The following is a 19,976-nucleotide window of genomic DNA, read 5'->3' on the forward strand; positions in this document are numbered from 1 at the left end:
CATGTTCGCCGAACTGTGCATCCGCCGCCCGGTCATGACGACGCTCATGATGCTGTCGCTCGTGGTGGCGGGCCTGTTCGCCTATCGCCAGCTTCCCGTGGCGGCGCTGCCGCGGGTGGACTTCCCCACCATCACCATCACCGCGACGCTGCCCGGCGCGAGCCCGGAGACCATGGCGACCGCGGTGGCGACGCCCATCGAGCGGCAATTGTCCACGGTGGCGGGCATCACCTCGCTCACCTCGTCCAGCACGCAGGGCTCGACCTCGATCACGGTGCAGTTCGACCTGTCGCGCAACATCGACGATGCCGCGCTCGACGTGCAGTCGGCCTTGTCGGTGGCGCAGCGCCAGCTGCCGGACGAGATGACCACGCCGCCGAGCTTCCGAAAGGTCAATCCGGCCGACGCGCCGGTGCTGTTCCTGGCGATCTCCTCCGCGACGCTGCCGCTCTCCACCGTGAACGAATATGCCGACACGCTGATCGGCCAGCAGATTTCGCAGCTTTCCGGCGTCGCCCAGGTGCAGATCTACGGCAGCCAGAAATATGCCGTGCGCATCCGCGTCGATCCGGCGGCGGCGGCGACGCGCAACATCTCGGCGGCCGACATCCAGGGCGCGGTGGAAGCGGCGGCCTCCAACACCCCGCTCGGCGTGCTCTCCGGCACCAAGCAGACCTTCACCATCGACCTCGGCACGCCGAAGGCCGACGCCGAGGTGTTCCGCCGCCTGGTTGTGGCGTGGCGCAACGGCGCGCCGGTGCGGCTCGACGAGATCGCCAGCGTCTCCAACGGCGTCGAGAACGAGCGCGTGGCGAGCTGGTTCAACGACACCCGCGCGGTGGTTGTGGCGGTGTTCCGCCAGCCGGATGCCAACACCGTGGCGGTGGTGGACGAGGTGCGGGCGCGCCTGCCGCAGTTCCGCGCCCAGCTTCCCGGCTCCATGGACATCTCGGTGCTGAACGACCGCTCGGTCTCGATCCGCGATGCCGTCGCCGACGTGCAGAAGACGCTGATGGAAGCCATCTTCCTCGTGGTGATGGTGATCTTCCTGTTCCTGCGCAACGTGCGGGCGACGCTGATCCCCTCGCTCGCGCTGCCCTTGTCCATCGTCGCCACCTTCGCGGCCATGTGGCTGCTGGACTTTTCCATCAACAACATGACGCTGCTGGCGCTCACCTTGTGCGTCGGCTTCGTGGTGGACGACGCCATCGTCGTGCTGGAGAACATCTATCGCCATATCGAGAACGGCGAGCCGCCCTTCCGGGCGGCGATCCTCGGCACGCGCGAGATCAGCTTCACCATCATCTCCATGACGCTGTCGCTGGTGGCGGTGTTCATCCCGGTCCTGTTCATGACCGGGGTGCTCGGGCGCGTGTTCCGCGAGTTCGCCGTCACCATCTCGGTGGCGATCCTGGTCTCCGGCTTCGTCTCGCTGACGCTGACCCCCATGCTGTGCGCGCGGGTGCTGAAGGCGCCGGACCACCACAAGAAGCCGAACCTCTTCATGCGCCTCACCGAGCGCATGTTCGACAGCTGGCTTGCCACCTACCGGGTCAGCCTCGACTTCGTGCTGCGGCATCGTCCCTTCATGCTGGTGGTGACGTTCGCCACCATCGCCGCCTCGGTCTATCTCTACATCATCATCCCCAAGGGCTTCTTCCCGCAGGAAGACAACGGCTTCATCACCGGCACGGTGGAGGCGGCGACCGACAGCTCGTTCGACGCCATGGTGGAACGGCAGAAGAAGGTGGCGGAGGCGGTCAGGGGCGATCCCAACGTCGCCTATCTCGTCTCCACCGCGGGGGCGACCGGCATCAGCCGCACCACCAATACCGGGCGCATGTTCATCGCGCTCAAGCCGCGCAGCGAGCGCAAGCTCTCCGCCTTCGAGGTGATCCAGGACCTGCGCAAGCGCGTCGCCGACGTGCCGGGCGTGAAGGTGTTCTTCCAGCCGGTGCAGAACATCAATGTGGGCGGCGTCGCCTCCAAGAGCCAGTTCCAGTACACGCTGCAAAGCTCGGACACCGAGGCGCTGTACGAGACCGCCAAGCGGATGGAGGAGCGCGTCGCCGCCTTGCCGGGCCTGAGGGACGTGACCTCGGACCTGCAGATATCCAACCCCCAGCTCACCATCGACCTCGACAAGGACAAGGCGGCGGCGCTCGGCATCACCGAGCAGATGCTGCGCGACGCGCTCTACACCCAGTTCGGCACGCGGCAGGTGGCGACTTTGTTCACGCCCGCCAACCAGTACGCCATCATCGCCGAGGTGCAGCCGCGCTTCCAGCAGGATGCCGGCGACCTCTCGCGGGTCTATCTGCGCACCTCGTCCGGGTCGGTGGTGCCGCTGGAGACGGTGGCGGACATCCGCCGCACGGTGGGGCCGCTCCAGGTGGCGCACCAGCAGCAGCAGCCGGCCGTGACCATCTCCTTCAACCTCGCGCCCGGCACCTCGCTCGGCCAGGCGGTGGACGAGATCCGCGCCGTGGAGCGCGAGGCCGGCCTGCCGGCGACCGTCTCCACCAGCTTCCAGGGCACCGCCCAGGTGTTCCAGGACGCGCTGTCGAGCCAGCCGTTCCTGATCCTGGCGGCCGTGGTGGTGATCTACATCATGCTCGGCATCCTCTATGAGAGCTTCATCCACCCCATCACGATCCTGTCCGGCCTGCCCTCGGCCGGCATCGGCGCGCTCCTCACGCTGATGGCGTTCGGCCTGGAGCTGTCGGTGATCGCCATCATCGGCATCATCATGCTGGTGGGCATCGTGAAGAAGAACGCGATCATGATGATCGACGTGGCGCTGGAGCGCCGCCGCCGCGGCTACGAGGCGCTCGACGCGATCCGCGAGGCGGCGCTGCTGCGTTTCCGGCCCATCATGATGACGACGCTCGCCGCCATATTCGGCGTGCTGCCGATCGCGCTCGGCGCCGGCGCAGGCTCGGAGCTGCGGCAGCCGCTGGGCATCGCGGTGGTGGGCGGCCTTCTGGTCTCCCAGCTGCTCACGCTCTTCATCACGCCGGTGATCTACCTCTATCTCGACCGGCTCGACGGGGTGGTAAACCGCGCGCTGGCCGGTGGCGCAGGTTCGGAGCCCGAGGCCGCCGCGGCGGACCGGGCGCCGGCCGAATAGTCTTTCTTTGAGATGTTCCAATCTTTCCGGATGCCGTCATGGCATCCGGAAAGATTTCGCGCGCGTGTCCGGTGCACGTGTTGAAACGTGTGGCTGATTATATTATTCAATAGATCAGAACGCAGCATTTCATTGTCGAATGCTTCCAAGCTGCCGCGATTGTCTTGAGATATCAGAGGGTCCGGCGCTTCTTAGATTTGGAGTAATTCCAGATGTCCAGGCATGAGCACGTGCGCGGTCACTGGCGTGACCTCTCCGGCGGCGCGGCCGACCGTGAGAGCGGGGCGGCCCGCGCATTGCCGATGGTGAACGCCCAGCTGGACAGCCGAGACCTGTTCGCATCCGAGCGCGTCATCACCATCGCCCACGGCGATCAGGTCTATCAGCTGCGCCTCACGTCCCAGAACAAGCTGATTCTCACCAAGTGAGCCCCCGGCGGCGCCCGCGCCGCCCGGGACGCCGCCGGCCTCGCGCGGGGCGGCGCCGGTCCCTCGCGTATCGTCATGCCCGGCCTCGTGCCGGGCATCCACGCCGTCCCGCCGGCGCCGCGCCGGACGTGCGCGCCCCGCCGCCGGGCGTGGATGGCCGGGACAAGCCCGGCCATTACGGCATATCCCAGGGACATGCCGTCCGCACGGGTCGTGAATGGTCTTTGGACTGTATCATGATGCCGCACGTCCGGGGTCGCGCGGCGCGCGGCGATTTGCGCCTTTCCTTCGCCTCCTTCCTTTGCCAGTAGCTCCGCCCGCGCGACGGAACCGGGAGCGCCGACCCTTTCCGGGGGAGGCGTTTCTGCTATTGTCCGCGCCCAATTCAAGCGGATCCTATAGAGCGCATGGCCATTTCTGAGCCCGCATCCGGCAAGGGACGGGCCCTCGAACTCGACCTTCCGCAGCGCCTCGACCGGGCGCTCGGCGCGGCCTCCGCGCGCCATGGCCGCGCGTGCCTCGCGCTGGTCGTCGTGTGCCTGATCGCCTTCCTGCCCGGCTTCTTCTCGCTCTCGCCCATCGACCGCGACGAGGCGCGCTTCGCCCAGGCCACGAAGCAGATGCTGGAGAGCGGCAATTACGTGGACATCCGCTTCCACGACCAGGCGCGCCACAAGAAGCCGGTGGGCATCTACTGGCTCCAGGCGGCGGCGGTGCGCGCCGGCGAGGCGGTGATCGGCCCCTCGGCGCGGTACACGATCGGCCTCTACCGCATCCCCTCGCTCCTGGGCGCCATCGGCGCGGTGCTGCTCACCTACTGGGCGGCGCTCGCCTTCGTCAGCCGGCGCGGCGCGCTGCTCGCGGGCCTGATGATGGCGACCTCCGTTCTGCTCGGGGTGGAGGCGCGCCTCGCCAAGACCGATGCGGTGCTGCTGTTCACCATCCTCGCCGCCTTCGGCGCGCTGGCGCACGCATATCTGCGCACCGTCGCGGCGCGCGAGAGGGGGGAGGCAGCGCCGAAGGGCGACCTCGGCCTCGCCTTCGTGTTCTGGACCGCGCTCGCCGGCGGCATCCTCATCAAGGGACCCATGGCGCCGCTGTTCGTGGCGCTGCCCATGCTGGTGCTGGCGATCATCGAGCGCTCGGTCGCCTTCCTGCGCCCCCTGAAGCCGCTGATGGGCCTCGCCTGGTGCCTGCTGCTGGCGCTGCCCTGGTTCGTCGCGATCTATTACGTCACCGCCGGCGCCTTCTACGAGCACGCGGTGGGCGTCGACATGCTCGGCAAGGTGACGGAAGGGCAGGAGGGCCACTGGGGCCCGCCCGGCACCTATCTTCTGGCAGTGTGGGGCACCTTCTGGCCGGCGATCGTGCTGGTCGCCATGGCGGCGCCGTTCGCCTGGCGGGCGCGGCGCGAGCCGAAGGTGCGCTTCCTGCTCGCCTTCGTGCTGCCCACCTGGATCGCGTTCGAGATCGCCGCCACCAAGCTGCCCCACTACGTGCTGCCGCTCTATCCCGCGCTCGCCATCCTGGCGGTTCTGGCGGCGGAGCGCGGCGCGCTCGCCAAGGCGGGCTCGAAGCTCGCCGAGGTGGTGCGGCTGTGGCCGATCCTCGCCATCGTCATCGCAGCCGGGCTGGTCGGCCTCGGCGTCTGGCTCGGCTCCGGCCTCGGTCTCCTGGCCTGGCCGCTGCTGGGTCTGGCGGCGGTGCTCACCTGGTGGGCGGCGCTCGCCTATCGGCGGGTCGGCGCGCCGGGCGCCTTCCTCACCGCCGCCTTGGGCGCGCTGGCGCTCTATGTCGCCACCTACCAGATCCTGCTGCCGCAGATGGGTGCGCTGTGGGTGTCCGAGCGCCTCGCCACAGTGGCGAAGGCGGAGGGCTGCCCGGCGGGCCGGATCGCCACCGCCCCCTACCAGGAGCCGAGCCTCGTCTTCCTGGTGGGGACCGACATCAAGTTCATGCCCGCCGCGATGGCGGCGGACCACCTCAAGCAGGGCGGCTGCGCGCTCGCCTTCATCGAGGACCGGGTGATGGGGCCGTTCAAGGTCCGCGCAGCGGCGCTCGGCCTCAAGTACCGCACGGTCACCACCGTGGACGGCTTCGCCTACAATGGCGGGCGCCCGGTGGCGGTGACGGTGCTGCGCTCCGAGGAGCCGGGTTCGTGAGCGCGCCGGCGCCCGGACACCCTGCTCTTCGCGGCCTGCGCGCGGCCGGCGACGGGTTCGTGCGCCTCCTCGCCGCGCTGCTCGGCACGCTCGCGTATCTGAAGGCGCGGCCGAAGCGGCGCCCGGCGCCGCGCCTCGGCTTTGCCGGCGCGTGGGAGGGCGTGGCGCTGGCGCTTCTGGCCATCGGGCTGGTCGCGTCCGCCATGGTGCTGGTGGACCCGCTCATCCCCGGACTGCGCCCCCGCCTCAACCGGGAGTTCGTCGCCTTCGCAGACCGGCTGACCGACCTCGGCCTCGGCACGGTCATCCTCTGGCCGATCGGCCTCGCGCTGCTCTATGTGCTGGCGCTCCAGCCGCGGCTCGACGCCATGGGCCGGCGGGTGGCGGCGAGCCTCGTCGCGCGGCTCGGCTTCCTGTTCGCCTCCATCGCCACCATCGGCCTTTCGGTGGCGATCGTGAAGCACCTGCTCGGCCGCGCCCGGCCGCAGGCGGCCTTCTTCCTGCCCGGCCCGAACGCGCAGCTGACGTTCGACTGGCTGGTCTGGAAGTCGAGCTTCGCCTCCTTTCCCTCCGGCCACGCCACCACCGTGTTCGCCACCGCCGTCGCCTTCGCCGCGCTCTATCCGCGCGCGCGCGGCTGGCTGCTGGCGCTGGCGGTGGTGGTGGCCTCCACCCGTGTGGTGCTGGGCTCGCACTATCCGAGCGACGTGATCGCGGGCGCGGCCATCGGCGCGGCCTTCGTGCTCGGCATGGTGAAGGTGTTCGCCGCCCGCCGGGTGGTGTTCGCCGTCGGCGCCGACGGACGCGTCCGGCCCATGGCGGGACCATCGGCGCGCCGGCTCGGCCAGGTGCTGTTTCCCAAGGCGCCCGGAGCGCCCGACGGCGCCTCCGGCGGCGCCCCCCTCGAAGAGGCGAGATAAGTGAACGCTCCCTTCCAAGATTTCCCGGCGGCGCCGCGGCTTTCGGTGGTCATCGCCGTGAAGGACGAGGCCGAGAATATCGCCCCGCTGATCGCCGAGATCGACGCGGCGTTGGCCGGGCACGCTTTTGAGCTGGTGTTCGTGGACGACGGCTCCACCGACGGCACCGCCGAGGAGCTGAGGAAGGCCGCCGCCGGCCGTCCCTATCTGCGCGTCCTCACCCATGCCGCCTCCTGCGGCAAGTCCGCCGGCGTCGACACCGGCGCGCGGGCGGCGCGCGGCCACATCCTGCTGCTGCTCGACGGCGACGGCCAGAACAACCCGGCCTATCTGCCGGAGATGGTGCGCGCCATGGACGAGGGCGGCCCGCGGGTCGGCATCGTCCAGGGCGAGCGGCAGGGCCGCAAGGACACCCGCTTCAAGCGCTTCCAGTCCCGCTTTGCCAACGGCGTGCGGCGCACTTTGCTGAACGACGACACCATCGACACCGGCTGCGGCCTCAAGGTGGTGCGGCGCGACGTGCATCTGCGCCTGCCGGTGTTCGACGGCCTGCACCGCTTCATGCCGGCGCTGGTGAAGCGCGAGGGCTACGAGGTGCGCATCGTCAAGGTGGTGGACCGGCCGCGCTGGCACGGCCATTCCAAATACGGCTTCTGGAACCGCCTGTGGGTCGGCATCGCCGACCTGTTCGGGGTGTTCTGGCTCATCCGGCGGCGCAAGGTGCCGCAGCTCATCAATGAGAGTATCGATGCTCGTTGAACTCGCCCACCAGGTTGGTGACTATCTGCACGACGTCTTCGTCGCCCAGCTCGACGGATGGGTGATCCTGGGCTTCGTCGCCCAGTTCATGTTCACCATGCGCTTCGTGGTGCAGTGGATCGCCAGCGAGAAGGCGCAGCGCTCGGTGATCCCGTTCGCCTTCTGGACCTTCTCGCTCGGCGGCGGCACGCTGCTGCTGATCTATGCGCTCTACCGGCGCGATCCGGTGTTCATCGCCGGGCAGGCGCTGTCCACCTTCATCTATATCCGCAACCTGCAGTTCGCCCTGCGCGAACGCCGGGCGGCGCGCGCCGTGACCTGAGGGCACGGGCGGGAGGCTGCGGGGAAAGGGTTGCAGCGCGGCACCGCGCCGGCCTGCGTGCGCCCGTGCCGCATCTTGCGAACCACACTCGCCGTCATCCCCCGGCTTGTCCGGGGGATCCACTTTACGGCGAGGCTGATGATCTTCGAGCGCAGGCGCGGCGGCCCGGCGGATATCCCGCACGCGCCGGGGCATGACGCGGTGGGAGCGCGGCGTGCGACGCGGTGGGACGTCGGCTCGCCGGCCGCCCCCCTCAGCCCGCCGCGGCCCGCATCTTGGCGAACGCCTGGTCGATGTCGGACTTCAGGTCGTCCACGTCCTCCAGGCCGATGTGGATGCGCACGGCCGGGCCCTCCACCTTCCAGGTGGTGGCGGTGCGATAGTCGGCGCAGTCGAACGGGATGGCGAGGCTCTCATAGCCGCCCCACGAATAGCCCATGCCGAACAGGGCCAGCGCATCGAAGAAGGTGGCCATCGCCCGTTCCGGCACGGGCTTCAGGATGAAGCTGAACAGCCCGCTCGCGCCGGTGAAGTCGCGCGACCAGATCGCAAAGCCGGGGTCGGTGGGCAGGGCCGGGTGGAGCACCCGGGAGACCTCGGGCCGGCCCTCAAGCCAGCGGGCGATCTCCAGCCCCGACGCGTGGTGCCGCTCCAGCCGCACCGCCATGGTCCGAAGGCCGCGCGCGCCGAGCGCGGCGTCGTCCGGGCTGATGGTGATGCCGAGCGTGCCGTGGGTGTCGTGCACCTTGCGCCAGGCCGGGCCGACCGCGGAGACCGTGCCGAGATTGAGATCCGCATGGCCGCCGATATATTTCGTGCCGGCCTGGATCGAGACGTCCACGCCGAAGGCATGCGGCTTGAAGAAGAGCGGCGTCGCCCAGGTGTTGTCGATCAGGGTCGTGATGCCGCGCGCGCGGGCGATCGCGGTGATGGCCGGCACGTCCTGCATCTCGAAGCTCTGGGAGCCGGGCGATTCCAGGAAGATGGCGCGGGTGTTCGGGCCGATCAGGTCGGCGATGCCGGCGCCGACGAGCGGATCGTAATAGGTGGTCGCGACGCCGAGCCGCTTCAGCACCGTGTCGCAGATCAGGCGGGTGGGTTTGTAGACCGTGTCCACCATCAGCAGATGGTCGCCGGCGCCCAGCACCGAGAGGAGGCCGAGCCCGCAGGCCGAGAGGCCGGACGGGGTGAGCACCACCCCGTCGCTGCCCTCCAGCGCCTGGAGCGCGCCCTCCAGCGCCTCGGTGGTGGGATTGCCGCGCCGGCCGTAGCTGTAGCGCCCGCGATGGTGCACGAGATCGTCATAGGTGGGGGACAGGACGGTGGAGCCGCGCACCACCGGCGTGTTCACGAACCCGTCAAATCGCAAGGGGTCGCGCCCGAGCCGCACCACCTCGGTGTGCGGCGCGAAGACACGCCCCCCATCATCCTCGTGACCCATGTTCCCGCTCCGTCCCGGAATTCCGCGTGCGCTGCGTCAGCCTCTATTGACCCGACCCGCGCAAGACGATGAGATGCGCAGATACGATGCCTCGGCGCCTTCGTCGAGCCGACGCGACGCGCGCGGCCCCGATAGGCTGACCGGGACCACCAGAGAAGGGACGTTTCCGTGAAAAAATTCCTCATCGCAGCAACTGCCGGCCTGCTTGCCATGGCAGGCGCGGCCCAGGCGGCGACCCTCGACGACGTCAAGGCGCGTGGTGCGCTGAACTGCGGCGTGTCCCAGGGCCTGCCGGGCTTCTCCAGCCCGAACGACAAGAACGAGTGGTCGGGCCTCGACGTGGATTTCTGCCGCGCCATCGCGGCGGCGATCTTCAACGATCCCAGCAAGGTGAAGTATTCGCCGCTCTCCGCCAAGGACCGCTTCACCGCGCTGACCTCGGGCGCCATCGATCTCCTGTCGCGCAACACCACCTGGACCATGTCGCGCGACACCACGCTCGGCTTCAACTTCGCCGGCGTGATCTATTATGACGGCCAGGGCTTCATGATCCGCAAGTCCGCCGGCGTGAAGTCCACCACCGAGCTCGACGGCGCCTCGATCTGCGTGCAGACCGGCACCTCGAACGAGCTGAACGTGGGCGACTACTTCCGCTCGAAGAACATGAAGTACAAGGAGGTCATCGCCTTCGCCACCCTCGACGAGGCGATCAAGGCCTACGAATCCGGCCGCTGCGACGCGTTCACCTCCGACCGCTCCCAGCTCGCCGCGGTGCGCCTGAAGCTGACCAACCCGGCCGACCACCTGGTGCTGCCGGAGACCATCTCCAAGGAGCCGCTCGGCCCGCTGGTGCGCCATGGCGACGACCAGTGGTTCGACCTGGTGAAGTGGACCTATTTCGCGCTTCTCAACGCGGAAGAGCTGGGCATCACCTCGAAGAATGTCGACCAGATGGTCAACTCCACCAATCCCGAGATCAAGCGCCTGCTCGGCACCGACGGCAAGTATGGCGAGGGTGTCGGCCTCACCGCCGACTGGGCCGTGCGCATCATCAAGGCGGTCGGCAATTACGGCGAGATCTACGACCGCAATGTCGGTCCCAGCACCCCGCTCGGCATCGAGCGCGGCATCAACAAGCTGTGGACCGAAGGCGGCCTGCAGTACGGCATGCCGGTGCGCTGACGCCTGACGGCCGGGCCGCGCGCCCGGCCCGCTCCCGCGGGAGCCGCGACAAGGGGGAGGGGCGCCGGCGCCCCGCCCCCAACCATAAGGGGAAAAATCCCCCCACCTTCTTGAGGGGCACATGAGCGAAGCGACAGATTCCGCGCCGACGCATGGCGCGGGCCGGCGATGGTCATGGACCGACCCGAAGCTGCGGTCGGCCGTCATTCAGATCGCGCTCGGGCTGCTGCTGCTCTTCCTGCTGTGGGCCTTCTACAGCAATGCGGTGGCGAACCTCGCCCGCCAGGGCATCGCCTCGGGCTTCGGCTTCCTCGACAACCGGGCCGGCTTCGCCATCAGCCAGACGCTGATCCCCTACAACGAGGACATGAGCTATGGCCGCGCCTTCCTGGTGGGCCTGCTCAATACGCTGCTGGTGGCGGTGCTCGGCATCATCCTCGCCACCATCCTCGGCTTCCTGATGGGCATCGCCCGCCTGTCGAAGAACGTCGTGATCCAGGCGCTCGCCTCCGCTTATGTGGAGGTCACGCGCAACCTTCCGCCGCTGTTCCAGATCCTGTTCTGGTACCTCGCCGTGCTCGCCGCCCTGCCGGGGCCGCGCCAGAGCTGGGGCTTCGGCCTCCAGCCCCTGTTCGGGGCGATCGGCAACGGCCTCAACGCCATCGGCCTCGGCGTCATCGGCGGCCCCATCGGCGCCTTCGCCGCGGGGCTCGGCGCGCCCTCGGTGTTCGTCAACAACCGCGGCCTCGTGGTGCCGCGCTTCTTCATGGAGAGCGGCGGCACGCTGCTGCTGGCCGCCATCGCCGCCGGCATCGTCATCGCCGTCCTGTTCTCGCGCTTCGCCAAGAAGCGCCGGGAGGCCACGGGCCAGATCTACCCGGTGTTCTGGATCGGCCTCGCCATCATCGTCGGCCTGCCGCTGCTGGTGTCCGCGGCCATGGGCTTTCCCATCGGCGTCGAGCGGCCGCAGCTGCGCGGCTTCAATTTTTCCGGCGGCGTCACCGTCATTCCCGAATTCGTGGCGCTGCTGCTTGCGCTGGTCATCTACACCGCCGGCTTCATCGCCGAGATCGTGCGCGCCGGCATCCTCGCCGTGTCCAAGGGGCAGAGCGAGGCGGCGCACTCGCTCGGCCTGCGCAACGGGCCGACCCTGCGCCTCGTCGTGATCCCCCAGGCGCTGCGGGTGATCGTGCCGCCGCTCACCAGCCAGTATCTCAACCTCACCAAGAACTCCTCGCTCGGGGTCGCGGTGGGCTATCCGGACCTGTTCTCGGTGTTCGCCGGCTCGACCCTGAACCAGACCGGGCAGGCGATCGAGATCATCGCCATGACCATGGCGGTCTACCTCACCATCTCCATCCTCACCTCGGCGCTGATGGGCTGGTACAACAAGCGCGTCGCGCTGGTGGAGCGCTGAGATGGCCAAGATTTCGGCAGGCAGCGCCCCGTTCGACCCTTTCGTGGCCGCTCAGGTCCTTGGCCCGGAGGCGCCGCCGATCTCCGAGCGCGGCACCTTCGCCTATCTGCGCGGCCACCTGTTCGGCTCGGTGCCGCAGGTTCTGCTCACCTTGTTCGGCGCGTGGCTGGTCTATGTGACCATCCCGCCGATGATCCAGTTCTTCATCACCGACGCGGTGTGGAGCGGCACCAACCGCGAGGCCTGCCTGCCCGACAAGGTGGGCCGCGCGGTGGGCGCCTGCTGGCCCTTCATCTGGGCCAAGTTCGACCAGCTGGTCTACGGCTTCTACCCGGCCGCCGAGCGCTGGCGCGTGAACATCGTCTACGCGCTCGGCGCGGTGTTGCTGCTGCCGCTGCTGATCCAGAGCCTGCCCTACAAGCGGCTGAACGCCATCGCGTTCTTCGGCGTCTATCCCGTCGTCGCCTTCATCCTGCTGACCGGCGGCGACATGGAGCCCAAGGGCTTCCTCCTGTCGTGGCTGGGCCTCGGCGGCCTGTTCTCCGGCTTTCCGGCGGTGGGCGGGCTGCAGCTCGGCTTCTGGGCCGACTACATCCTCTCCGCGATCCTGGTGACGGCCCTGGCGGCGTTCGTGTGCCGCGCGGTCGCCGGCCCCGAGGCCATGCGCCCGGCGATCCGCTCGACGCTCGTGACCTTCGCGGTGCTGGCGGCGGTGCTGTTCGCGGCCGACATCGACCTCGGCCTCGCGCCGGTGGAGACGCGGCTGTGGGGCGGCCTGCTGGTGACGCTGGTGATCGCCGTCACCGGCATCACCGTGTCGCTGCCGTTCGGCATCCTGCTGGCGCTGGGGCGGCGCTCCAACCTGCCCCTGGTGAAGATCGCCTCCATCGCCTTCATCGAGTTCTGGCGCGGCGTGCCGCTCATCACGGTGCTGTTCTTCGCCACCTACATGCTGCCTTTGTTCCTGCCCGGCCGGCTCACCATCGACGGTCTGCTCCGGGCGCTGGTGGGCGTCGCGCTGTTCGCCTCCGCTTACATGGCCGAGGTGGTGCGCGGCGGCCTCCAGGCGATCCCCAAGGGCCAGTATGAGGGCGCCATGGCTGTGGGCCTGCGCTCCAGCCTGATGATGCGCCTCGTGGTGCTGCCGCAGGCGCTGAAGCTGGTGATCCCCGGCATCGTCAACAACTTCATCGGCCTGTTCAAGGACACGACGCTGGTGCTGATCGTCTCGATCTTCGACCTGCTCGGCGCCATGCGTGCGGCCTTCACCGATCCCAACTGGGCGACGCCGACCACCCTGTTCACCGGCTTCGGCTTCGCGGGCATCGTCTATTTCGTGTTCTGCTTCGGCATGTCCCGCTACTCGATGGCGCTGGAGAGGCGTCTCGACCGGGCCCGCCGCCACTGACGTGAGGACTTCGCCGTGACTGCCGACGCCATCATCGCCGACGTGGAAAAAGGTGCCCCGGAGATCGCCGTCTCCATGAGCGGGGTCAACAAGTGGTACGGCGAGTTCCACGTGCTGCGCGACATCAACCTGACCGTCCACAAGGGCGAGCGGCTTGTCATCTGCGGCCCCTCGGGCTCCGGCAAGTCGACCCTGATCCGCTGCATCAACCGCCTGGAGGAGCACCAGAAGGGCAAGATCGTGGTGGACGGCATCGAACTCACCGACGACCTCAAGCGCATCGACGAGGTGCGCCGCGAGGTGGGCATGTGCTTCCAGCACTTCAACCTGTTCCCGCACCTCACCATCCTGGAGAACTGCACGCTCGCGCCCATGTGGGTGCGCAAGATGCCGAAGAAGGAGGCCGAGGACCTCGCCATGCACTTCCTGGAGAAGGTGAAGATCCCGCACCAGGCGGCGAAGTATCCCGGCCAGCTCTCCGGCGGCCAGCAGCAGCGCGTCGCCATTGCCCGCGCGCTGTGCATGCGCCCGCGCATCATGCTGTTCGACGAGCCCACCTCCGCGCTCGACCCCGAGATGGTGAAGGAGGTTCTGGACACCATGGTGGCGCTGGCCGAGGACGGCATGACCATGCTGTGCGTCACCCACGAAATGGGCTTCGCCCGGCAGGTGGCGAACCGGGTGATCTTCATGGACGCCGGCCAGATCATCGAGATGAACGAGCCCAACGCCTTCTTCTCGAACCCGCAGCACGAGCGCACCCGGCTGTTCCTGAGCCAGATCCTGCACTGAGGGCGATCGCCTTCCTTGATCGGAGGCCGGTGCCTCGAACCCAGCTGCCCCGCAGCCGCCCCTCCAGTTCCGTCATGCCCCGGCTCGTCCGGGGCATCCACCGGGCCGCCTGTCCTGCGCTCGAAGTACGGGCGGCAGCGGCGCCGCAAGGTGGATCCCCGGACAAGCCGGGGGATGACGGCGGGAGGGATTCGAAGAGCGCGACGACCGCGCGCCGCTCCCGTGCCTGCTTCCTCTGCCCCGCAGCCGCCCCTCCAGTTCCGTCATGCCCCGGCTCGTCCGGGGCATCCACCGGGCCGCCTGTCCTGCGCTCGAAGTACGGGCGGCAGCGGCGCCGCAAGGTGGATCCCCCGGACAAGCCGGGGGATGACGGCGGGAGGCAGGTGGCCGGCGGGGCGCGGGCGGAGGCTGGTTCTTTTCGGAGGCACTGCTTTCCCCCTCCCAACCCTCCGCCGCAGGCGGGAGAGGGCTTTCCGCCTCTCTCACACGGCGCCCGGCGCCACTTCCTCCACCGCCAGCTCGAAGGTGATGCACACGCCGTTGGCGCCATGCACGAGGCGGCCCTCGGCGAGCACGCCGCTCATGCCCACCATGGCGATGTCCAGCCGCGCCTTGAGGGCGCCGGCGGCATCCGGCGCGATCACGCCGTCGCGCACGAACACCTCGGTGGCATAGTCGTTCAGTGGCCCGCGGTCGGAAAAGCGCGCGCCCACCAGGCTGCCGACGCTGCCGCGCACCCGTCCGACGGCAAAGCCGTGGCGGCGGCAGAGCTCTTCCACGGCCCCGGAAATCTCCGTGTTCGGCCGCACCCGCGCGAACGCGATGCGCGGGCCGCCCTGCGCCGCGCGCACCTGGTGCGGCGTGAACAGCGTGAAGTTGGTCTCGGGGTCGAAGTCGGCGGTGGTCTCCACGTCGGCGGTGCCGAAGGCGCGGGCCGCGATGGGCTCGGCCACCACCGCCTCGTGCGGCATCACATGGCCGCCGTGGCGGGTGCCGTCGGGCTCGATCCAGAAGGCATGGCAATGAATGAAGGGGCTGCCCTCGCGCCGGCCGAAGGTGACGTTCCCGGCCTCAAGCCGGGTGAGGCCGCGGGGCGAGACCGGCGCGCTGTACCACGCGGCGTGCACCGCATCCTGCGTGCCGGCGGGCATCACATAGGTGAACGGGCCGAACGCGCCGCCGGACAGCTCCACCTGCGCCGCCGTGATGCCGGCCTTGAGCAGCGGTCCGGCGATGGCGGCATTGATGGTGAGGCCCGGCGCCAGCGTGAAATCGAGGCGCCGCAAAGCCCCCACGGCGCTCGCGATGCGCTCCGGCGCCGCGGGGCCCGGCTGCGTCAGGCGGCGGATGGCATCCTGCTGGGCGTCCATGGCGGGTCCTCGGGCTCTTGTTCCTTGCGACGGCCATAGCACGCGCCCGCCGGGAGCGGAACGCGTCAGCCCTCCGGCGGATAGGCGTGCAGCCCGCCGCAATGGTCGCGCACCAGGAGGCGGTCGCCGTCCGGCTCCGCATAGCCCGGCGTCAGCGGCACCTTGCCGGCGCCGCCGGGGATGTCGAGCACATAGGTGGGAATGGCGAGGCCCGACAGGCGGCCGCGCAGCGCGCGCATGATCGCCTGGCCCTCTTCCACCGGCAGGCGGAAATGGGCGGTGCCGGGCGCGAGGTCCGGATGGTGCAGGTAATAGGGCTTCACCCGGCATTCCACGAGCGCGCGGAACAGGTCGGCAAGCGTTTCCGCATCGTCGTTCACGCCGCGCAGCAGCACGGTCTGCGACAGAAGCGGGATGCCGGCATCGGCGAGGCGCGCCAATGCGGCACGCGCCGGGGCGCCGAGCTCGCGCGCATGGTTGGCATGGACCGCCACATAAGCGGCGGGGCCCTCCGCTTTCAGCGCGGCGACCAGCGCCGGCGTCACCCGCTCCGGCGCGGCGATGGGCACGCGGGTGTGGAAGCGCAGCACCTTCACATGGCTGATGGCGGCGATGCGGCCGGTCAGCTCCGCCATGCGGCGCGGCGCGAGCATGAACGGGTCGCCGCCGGTGAGGATCACCTCCCAGATGGCGGGGTGGCCGGCGATGTAGCCGAGCGCCGCCTCCAGCCGCTCGGGCGTGAGCGCCTCGTCCGCGCCCGGCCCCACCATCTCGCGGCGGAAGCAGAAGCGGCAATAGACCGCGCACACGCTCACCGCCTTCAGCAGCACCCGGTCCGGGTAGCGGTGGACGATGCCCGGCACCGGCGAATGGGCGTCGTCGCCGATGGGGTCGGCGCGCTCCTCGGGCCGCAGCTCCAGCTCCGCTGCGGCGGGTACGAACTGGCGCGCGATGGCGTCCGCCGCGCCGTCCGCCAGAAGGTCCTGGAGCGCCGGCGGGATCGCCACCGCATAGCGCTCCGCCACCTGCGCCAGCGCCGCCTCGGCCGCGGGCGCGGCGAGGCCGGCCGCGACGAGCTCGGCGGCCGTGCGCAGGGTGCGGCGCGCGTCGTCATAGGCGGTGCGGGGCAGGCGATGGACGGCCATGACGAAACCAGGGGGCCTTTCAAGAAAAGGTAGGCTTGCAGGCGGGAGCCGGCGGGCGCACCTATATAGGGATAAGGATAACATCGCCAACGTGCGCGCCCCACGGCACCGCCCGGGCGCGCGGCGCAGCCGGACAACGGCGCGTGATGGAGGGACAAGATGCCGACGCTCGATACCGACATTCTCGCCGCCGCCGAGGCCTGGACCAAGGAGGGCCGCAAGATCGCCATCGCCACCGTGATGGAGACCTGGGGCTCGGCCCCGCGCCCCGTGGGCAGCCATCTGGTGATCGACGCCGCGGGCAATTTCCTCGGCTCCGTCTCCGGCGGCTGCGTGGAAGGGGCGGTGGTCAGTGAGGCGGGCGAGGTGATCGCCTCCGGCCAGCCCAAGATGCTGGAATTCGGCGTCGCCGACGAGACCGCGTGGCGGGTCGGCCTGTCCTGCGGCGGGCGCATCAGCGTCTATGTGGAGCCGGTCGCCTAGCGGCCGCCAGCGGAAAGGCACGCATCATGCGGCTCGATCTCCTGGCCGCGCTCAATGCCGAGCGCGCCGCCCGCCGTCCGGTCATCCTCGTCACCGAGCTTGAGAGCGGGGAGGAGCGCCTCGTCACCGCCGATCAGGTGGCCGGCGACCCCCGCGCCGCGGCGCTTGCCGCCGCGCTCGCCTCCGGCACCAGCGGCATGGTGGGGGAGGGGGCGGCGCGCGCCTTCCTCACCGTCCACGTGCCGCCGCCGCGCCTGCTGGTGGCGGGGGCGGTGCACATCTCGCAGGCGCTGGCGCCCATGGCGCGCATGGTGGGCTTCGACGTCACCCTCATGGACCCGCGCACCGCCTTCGCGACGCAGGACCGCTTCCCCGGCGTGCCGATCCTCGCCGACTGGCCGGACGTGGTGCTGCCCGCCTACCGGCTGGATGCCTTCACCGGCCTCGTGGCGCTCACCCACGATCCCAAGCTCGACGACCCGGCCATCGCCGGGGCGCTCGAAGCCGGTTGCTTCTATATCGGCGCGCTCGGCTCTCGGCGCACCCACGCCAAGCGCGTGGAGCGGCTCGCCGCGCAGGGCTTCAGCGAGCGGCAGATCGCCTCCATCGCCGCGCCCATCGGCCTCGACATCGGCGCGTCGAGCCCGGAGGAGATCGCCGTCGCCATCCTGGCGCAGGTGATCGCCGCTTGGCGCCGGCCGGACCGCGACGGGGCGGCGGCGTGAGGTTCGGTCCCATCCCGCTCGCCGAGGCCGAGGGCGCCATCGCCGCCCATTCGGTGCGCTTGAACGGCGCGGTGATCCGCAAGGGCACGCGGCTCGGCGCGCCGGAGATCGCCGCGCTCAAGGCCGCCGGGCTCTCGACCATCGTCGCCGCCCGCATCGAAGCGGGCGACGTGGCCGAGGATGCGGCCGCCGGCCGCCTTGCCGCGGCGGTGGCGGGGGAGGGCGTCGCCGCCGAGGCGCCGTTCACCGGGCGCGCCAACCTGCATGCGCTGGAGGCCGGGGTCCTGGTGTTCGACGCCGCCGGCATCGACGCCTTCAACGCCGTGGACGAGGCGGTGACGCTCGCCACCCTGCCGGCGCTGCAAACCGTGGCGCAGGGCGAGATGGTGGCGACGGTGAAGATCATCCCCTTCGCCGTGCCCGAGGCGCAGGTGGCCGCCGCCGCCGCCGCCGGCGCGCGCATCCGCGTCGCCCCGTTCGCGCGTCGCCGGGTGGCGCTGATCTCCACGCGCCTTCCGGGCCTCCACGAGAAGGTGATCGACAAGACTCTCGCCATCACCCGCGCGCGGCTCGCCCCGGCGGGCGCCGGCGTGGTGGCGGACCTGCGCATTCCACACGAGACCGCGGCGCTGGCGCAGGCCATCGGCGCGGTGGCGGCGGACGGGGCGGAGATGATCGTGGTGTTCGGCGCATCGGCCATCGCCGACCGGCGCGACGTGATCCCGGCCGCCCTCGCGGCGGCGGGCGGGGAGGTGCTGCGCCTCGGCATGCCGGTGGACCCCGGCAATCTGCTGCTGCTGGGCCGGCTGGGCGACATCCCGGTGCTGGGCGCGCCGGGCTGCGCGCGCAGCCCCAAGGAGAACGGCTTCGACTTCGTGCTCATGCGCCTGCTCGCCGATCTGCCGGTGGAGGGCGCGGACATCGCCCGCATGGGCGCGGGCGGGCTCCTGAAGGAGATCGTCTCGCGGCCTCAGCCCCGCGCCGAGCCGGCGGAGATGGGCGAGGGCTTCGCCGCGGTGGTGCTGGCGGCGGGCCGCAGCACCCGCATGGGCGGCGCCAACAAGCTGCTGGAGGCGGTGGACGGGGCGCCGGTGATCCGCCGCGTCGCCGCAGCGGCGCTCGCCTCCCGCGCGCGGCCGGTCATCGTCGTCACCGGCCATGAGCGCGAGAAGGTGGAGCAGGCGCTCGCGGGGCTCGACGTCGCCTTCGTCCATAACGCGGACTTTGCGAGCGGCATGGCCTCCTCGCTGCGCGCCGGCATCGGCGCGGTGCCGGAGGAAGCGGCAGGGGCTCTGGTGGTGCTCGGCGACATGCCGCTGGTGGCGCCACGCCTCATGGACCGGCTGATGGCTGCCTTTTCGGGCGATGCCGGCCGGCTGATCGCCGTGCCGGTGGCCGACGGGGCGCGCGGCCATCCGGTGCTCTGGTCGCGCCGCTATTTCCCCGAACTGGCCGCGCTCGAAGGCGACACCGGCGCACGCCAGGTGCTCGCCGCCAACGCCGCCGCCGTGGTGGAAGTGGAGGCGGAGGGGCCGGGCGCCTTCCTCGACGTGGACACGCCGGAACTGCTCGCCGCGGCGCGCAAGGCAGCGCAGCCGAAAGCGACCGAGCCGGCGCGCTGAGGCGCGCAGGCTGAGGTGTGCTGCTGTGTTGCCCGGATTTCCTGCCCGGCATCGCCCTCCCGCCCCGCCGTCGCCCTTCGGCTTGACCGGAGGGCCCATGGACCACCGGCGTCAGGCCAAGCCGCCGCGGATGGATGCTCCGGTCAAGCCGGAGCATGACGGCGTAAGGCGGGGGAGGCGCCGCCCCGCCTCGAAAGGGCCCCGCCTCAGAACGGTGCCGGCATGAGGTGGGTCGGCTCTGCGTCGATCTGCTCGCACAGCCAGTCGGCGATGAGCAGGCGGTGGCAGCCTTCCACATGGCGCTCGAAGCACAGGAGGCAGATGCGCCGGCCGCTGGCGAGGTCCTTCAATTCCTGGAGCGCCGCCTTCGCCGGATCGGTCTGGAGGTGCGCGCCATAGATGCGGGTGAGCCCTGCCGCGTCGCCGGAGCGCGCCGCCTCCCGCCCCTCCTTCGGCGTGCCGAGGGCGCGCAGGTGGACATAGCCGATGCCCTGACTGTTGACGCTGGCCGAGAGCGCGCCCTTGGAGAAGCCGGGCCGGCGCGAGGCGGCCACCGCGCGGACGTCGACCAGCAGGTCGACGCCGGCATTTTCCAGCGCGGCGGCGAAGGCCGAGGGCGTGGTGCCCTCATAGCCGATGGTGAAGAACGGCTCGCGGGTCATGAGGTCAT

Annotated in this window: 17 protein-coding genes; 13 read left to right on the forward strand and 4 right to left on the reverse strand. The window is 70.3% G+C overall.

What is annotated here, in order from left to right; translation table 11 throughout:
- Position 1: 1 nt before the first annotated feature.
- The 6 genes from D9R14_RS03530 to D9R14_RS03555 all read left to right on the forward strand — a co-directional run bounded on the left by D9R14_RS03530 (position 2) and on the right by D9R14_RS03555 (position 7,721).
- A complete protein-coding gene (locus D9R14_RS03530; RefSeq protein ID WP_121621929.1) occupies positions 2 to 3,130 on the forward strand; it encodes an efflux RND transporter permease subunit in 3,129 nt (1,042 codons plus the stop codon).
- 212 nt (positions 3,131 to 3,342) lie between these two features.
- On the forward strand, positions 3,343 to 3,558 hold the full coding sequence (gene hemP, locus D9R14_RS23345) for a hemin uptake protein HemP (protein ID WP_245420533.1): 216 nt from the start codon (positions 3,343 to 3,345) through the stop codon (positions 3,556 to 3,558).
- 407 nt (positions 3,559 to 3,965) lie between these two features.
- Complete coding sequence (locus tag D9R14_RS03540) at positions 3,966 to 5,720, forward strand: ArnT family glycosyltransferase (protein WP_121621931.1); 1,755 nt, start codon at positions 3,966 to 3,968, stop codon at positions 5,718 to 5,720.
- Positions 5,717 to 6,640 carry a phosphatase PAP2 family protein gene (locus tag D9R14_RS23265; protein WP_121621932.1) on the forward strand — a complete coding sequence of 308 codons (924 nt, stop codon included), beginning with the start codon at positions 5,717 to 5,719 and terminating at the stop codon, positions 6,638 to 6,640. Before D9R14_RS03540 ends, D9R14_RS23265 begins: the two co-directional genes overlap by 4 nt.
- Positions 6,641 to 7,399 (forward strand): glycosyltransferase, encoded by a 759-nt coding sequence (locus D9R14_RS03550; RefSeq protein ID WP_121621933.1) that lies wholly within the window; start codon positions 6,641 to 6,643, stop codon positions 7,397 to 7,399. It begins immediately after the preceding gene.
- Positions 7,389 to 7,721 carry a lipid-A-disaccharide synthase N-terminal domain-containing protein gene (locus D9R14_RS03555; protein WP_121621934.1) on the forward strand — a complete coding sequence of 111 codons (333 nt, stop codon included), beginning with the start codon at positions 7,389 to 7,391 and terminating at the stop codon, positions 7,719 to 7,721. The genes D9R14_RS03550 and D9R14_RS03555 overlap by 11 nt, the downstream gene beginning before the upstream one ends.
- 253 nt (positions 7,722 to 7,974) lie before the next feature.
- Here the strand turns inward: D9R14_RS03555 and metC are convergent, their stop codons facing one another.
- The gene (gene metC / locus D9R14_RS03560) at positions 7,975 to 9,162 is read right to left on the reverse strand and encodes a cystathionine beta-lyase (RefSeq protein ID WP_121621935.1); all 1,188 of its coding nucleotides are present in this window, start codon (positions 9,160 to 9,162) and stop codon (positions 7,975 to 7,977) included.
- 210 nt (positions 9,163 to 9,372) lie between these two features.
- Here metC and D9R14_RS03565 point away from each other — a divergent pair, with 210 nt between their 5' ends.
- From D9R14_RS03565 to D9R14_RS03580, 4 genes are all read left to right on the forward strand, one after another.
- Complete coding sequence (locus D9R14_RS03565; RefSeq protein ID WP_121621936.1) at positions 9,373 to 10,344, forward strand: amino acid ABC transporter substrate-binding protein; 972 nt, start codon at positions 9,373 to 9,375, stop codon at positions 10,342 to 10,344.
- Between the two features lie 121 nt (positions 10,345 to 10,465).
- On the forward strand, positions 10,466 to 11,761 hold the full coding sequence (locus D9R14_RS03570) for an amino acid ABC transporter permease (RefSeq protein WP_121621937.1): 1,296 nt from the start codon (positions 10,466 to 10,468) through the stop codon (positions 11,759 to 11,761).
- Position 11,762: 1 nt separating this feature from the next.
- Positions 11,763 to 13,169: an amino acid ABC transporter permease gene (locus D9R14_RS03575; protein ID WP_121621938.1), complete on the forward strand. Its 1,407-nt coding sequence runs from the start codon at positions 11,763 to 11,765 to the stop codon at positions 13,167 to 13,169.
- 75 nt (positions 13,170 to 13,244) lie between these two features.
- Positions 13,245 to 13,961 carry an amino acid ABC transporter ATP-binding protein gene (locus D9R14_RS03580; protein WP_121622101.1) on the forward strand — a complete coding sequence of 239 codons (717 nt, stop codon included), beginning with the start codon at positions 13,245 to 13,247 and terminating at the stop codon, positions 13,959 to 13,961.
- 482 nt (positions 13,962 to 14,443) lie between these two features.
- Here the strand turns inward: D9R14_RS03580 and D9R14_RS03585 are convergent, their stop codons facing one another.
- Entirely contained in the window at positions 14,444 to 15,331 is an 888-nt protein-coding gene (locus D9R14_RS03585) for a PPC domain-containing DNA-binding protein (protein WP_121621939.1), read from the reverse strand.
- A 65-nt stretch (positions 15,332 to 15,396) separates the two neighbouring features.
- A complete protein-coding gene (locus tag D9R14_RS03590) occupies positions 15,397 to 16,476 on the reverse strand; it encodes a lysine-2,3-aminomutase-like protein (RefSeq protein WP_121621940.1) in 1,080 nt (359 codons plus the stop codon).
- A 159-nt stretch (positions 16,477 to 16,635) separates the two neighbouring features.
- Between D9R14_RS03590 and D9R14_RS03595 the strand changes: the two genes are divergently transcribed.
- The 3 genes from D9R14_RS03595 to D9R14_RS03605 are packed head-to-tail and all read left to right on the forward strand — an operon-like array spanning position 16,636 to position 19,306.
- Positions 16,636 to 16,959 carry an XdhC family protein gene (locus D9R14_RS03595; RefSeq protein ID WP_121621941.1) on the forward strand — a complete coding sequence of 108 codons (324 nt, stop codon included), beginning with the start codon at positions 16,636 to 16,638 and terminating at the stop codon, positions 16,957 to 16,959.
- Between the two features lie 26 nt (positions 16,960 to 16,985).
- Positions 16,986 to 17,684: an XdhC family protein gene (locus D9R14_RS03600; RefSeq protein WP_121621942.1), complete on the forward strand. Its 699-nt coding sequence runs from the start codon at positions 16,986 to 16,988 to the stop codon at positions 17,682 to 17,684.
- Complete coding sequence (locus D9R14_RS03605; protein WP_121622102.1) at positions 17,681 to 19,306, forward strand: NTP transferase domain-containing protein; 1,626 nt, start codon at positions 17,681 to 17,683, stop codon at positions 19,304 to 19,306. The genes D9R14_RS03600 and D9R14_RS03605 overlap by 4 nt, the downstream gene beginning before the upstream one ends.
- Positions 19,307 to 19,512: 206 nt before the next feature.
- Here D9R14_RS03605 and D9R14_RS03610 read toward each other — a convergent pair whose 3' ends face one another.
- Positions 19,513 to 19,968: a DUF488 domain-containing protein gene (locus D9R14_RS03610; protein ID WP_121621943.1), complete on the reverse strand. Its 456-nt coding sequence runs from the start codon at positions 19,966 to 19,968 to the stop codon at positions 19,513 to 19,515.
- Between the last annotated feature and the right edge of the window lie 8 nt (positions 19,969 to 19,976).

The organism is Xanthobacter tagetidis, from assembly GCF_003667445.1.
Lineage (GTDB): Bacteria > Pseudomonadota > Alphaproteobacteria > Rhizobiales > Xanthobacteraceae > Xanthobacter > Xanthobacter tagetidis.

Excerpts from the sequence above, each read along its gene's own strand:
- D9R14_RS03600 (WP_121621942.1), top strand. The coding sequence starts at position 16,986 with ATGCGGCTCGATCTCCTGGCCGCGCTCAATGCCGAGCGCGCCGCCCGC.
- D9R14_RS03585 (WP_121621939.1), bottom strand. The coding sequence starts at position 15,331 with ATGGACGCCCAGCAGGATGCCATCCGCCGCCTGACGCAGCCGGGCCCC.
- D9R14_RS03555 (WP_121621934.1), top strand. The coding sequence starts at position 7,389 with ATGCTCGTTGAACTCGCCCACCAGGTTGGTGACTATCTGCACGACGTC.
- D9R14_RS03530 (WP_121621929.1), top strand. The coding sequence starts at position 2 with ATGTTCGCCGAACTGTGCATCCGCCGCCCGGTCATGACGACGCTCATG.
- hemP (WP_245420533.1), top strand. The coding sequence starts at position 3,343 with ATGTCCAGGCATGAGCACGTGCGCGGTCACTGGCGTGACCTCTCCGGC.
- D9R14_RS03595 (WP_121621941.1), top strand. The coding sequence starts at position 16,636 with ATGCCGACGCTCGATACCGACATTCTCGCCGCCGCCGAGGCCTGGACC.
- D9R14_RS03575 (WP_121621938.1), top strand. The coding sequence starts at position 11,763 with ATGGCCAAGATTTCGGCAGGCAGCGCCCCGTTCGACCCTTTCGTGGCC.
- D9R14_RS03610 (WP_121621943.1), bottom strand. The coding sequence starts at position 19,968 with ATGACCCGCGAGCCGTTCTTCACCATCGGCTATGAGGGCACCACGCCC.
- D9R14_RS03565 (WP_121621936.1), top strand. The coding sequence starts at position 9,373 with ATGGCAGGCGCGGCCCAGGCGGCGACCCTCGACGACGTCAAGGCGCGT.
- D9R14_RS03590 (WP_121621940.1), bottom strand. The coding sequence starts at position 16,476 with ATGGCCGTCCATCGCCTGCCCCGCACCGCCTATGACGACGCGCGCCGC.
- metC (WP_121621935.1), bottom strand. The coding sequence starts at position 9,162 with ATGGGTCACGAGGATGATGGGGGGCGTGTCTTCGCGCCGCACACCGAG.
- D9R14_RS03570 (WP_121621937.1), top strand. The coding sequence starts at position 10,466 with ATGAGCGAAGCGACAGATTCCGCGCCGACGCATGGCGCGGGCCGGCGA.
- D9R14_RS03580 (WP_121622101.1), top strand. The coding sequence starts at position 13,245 with ATGAGCGGGGTCAACAAGTGGTACGGCGAGTTCCACGTGCTGCGCGAC.
- D9R14_RS03540 (WP_121621931.1), top strand. The coding sequence starts at position 3,966 with ATGGCCATTTCTGAGCCCGCATCCGGCAAGGGACGGGCCCTCGAACTC.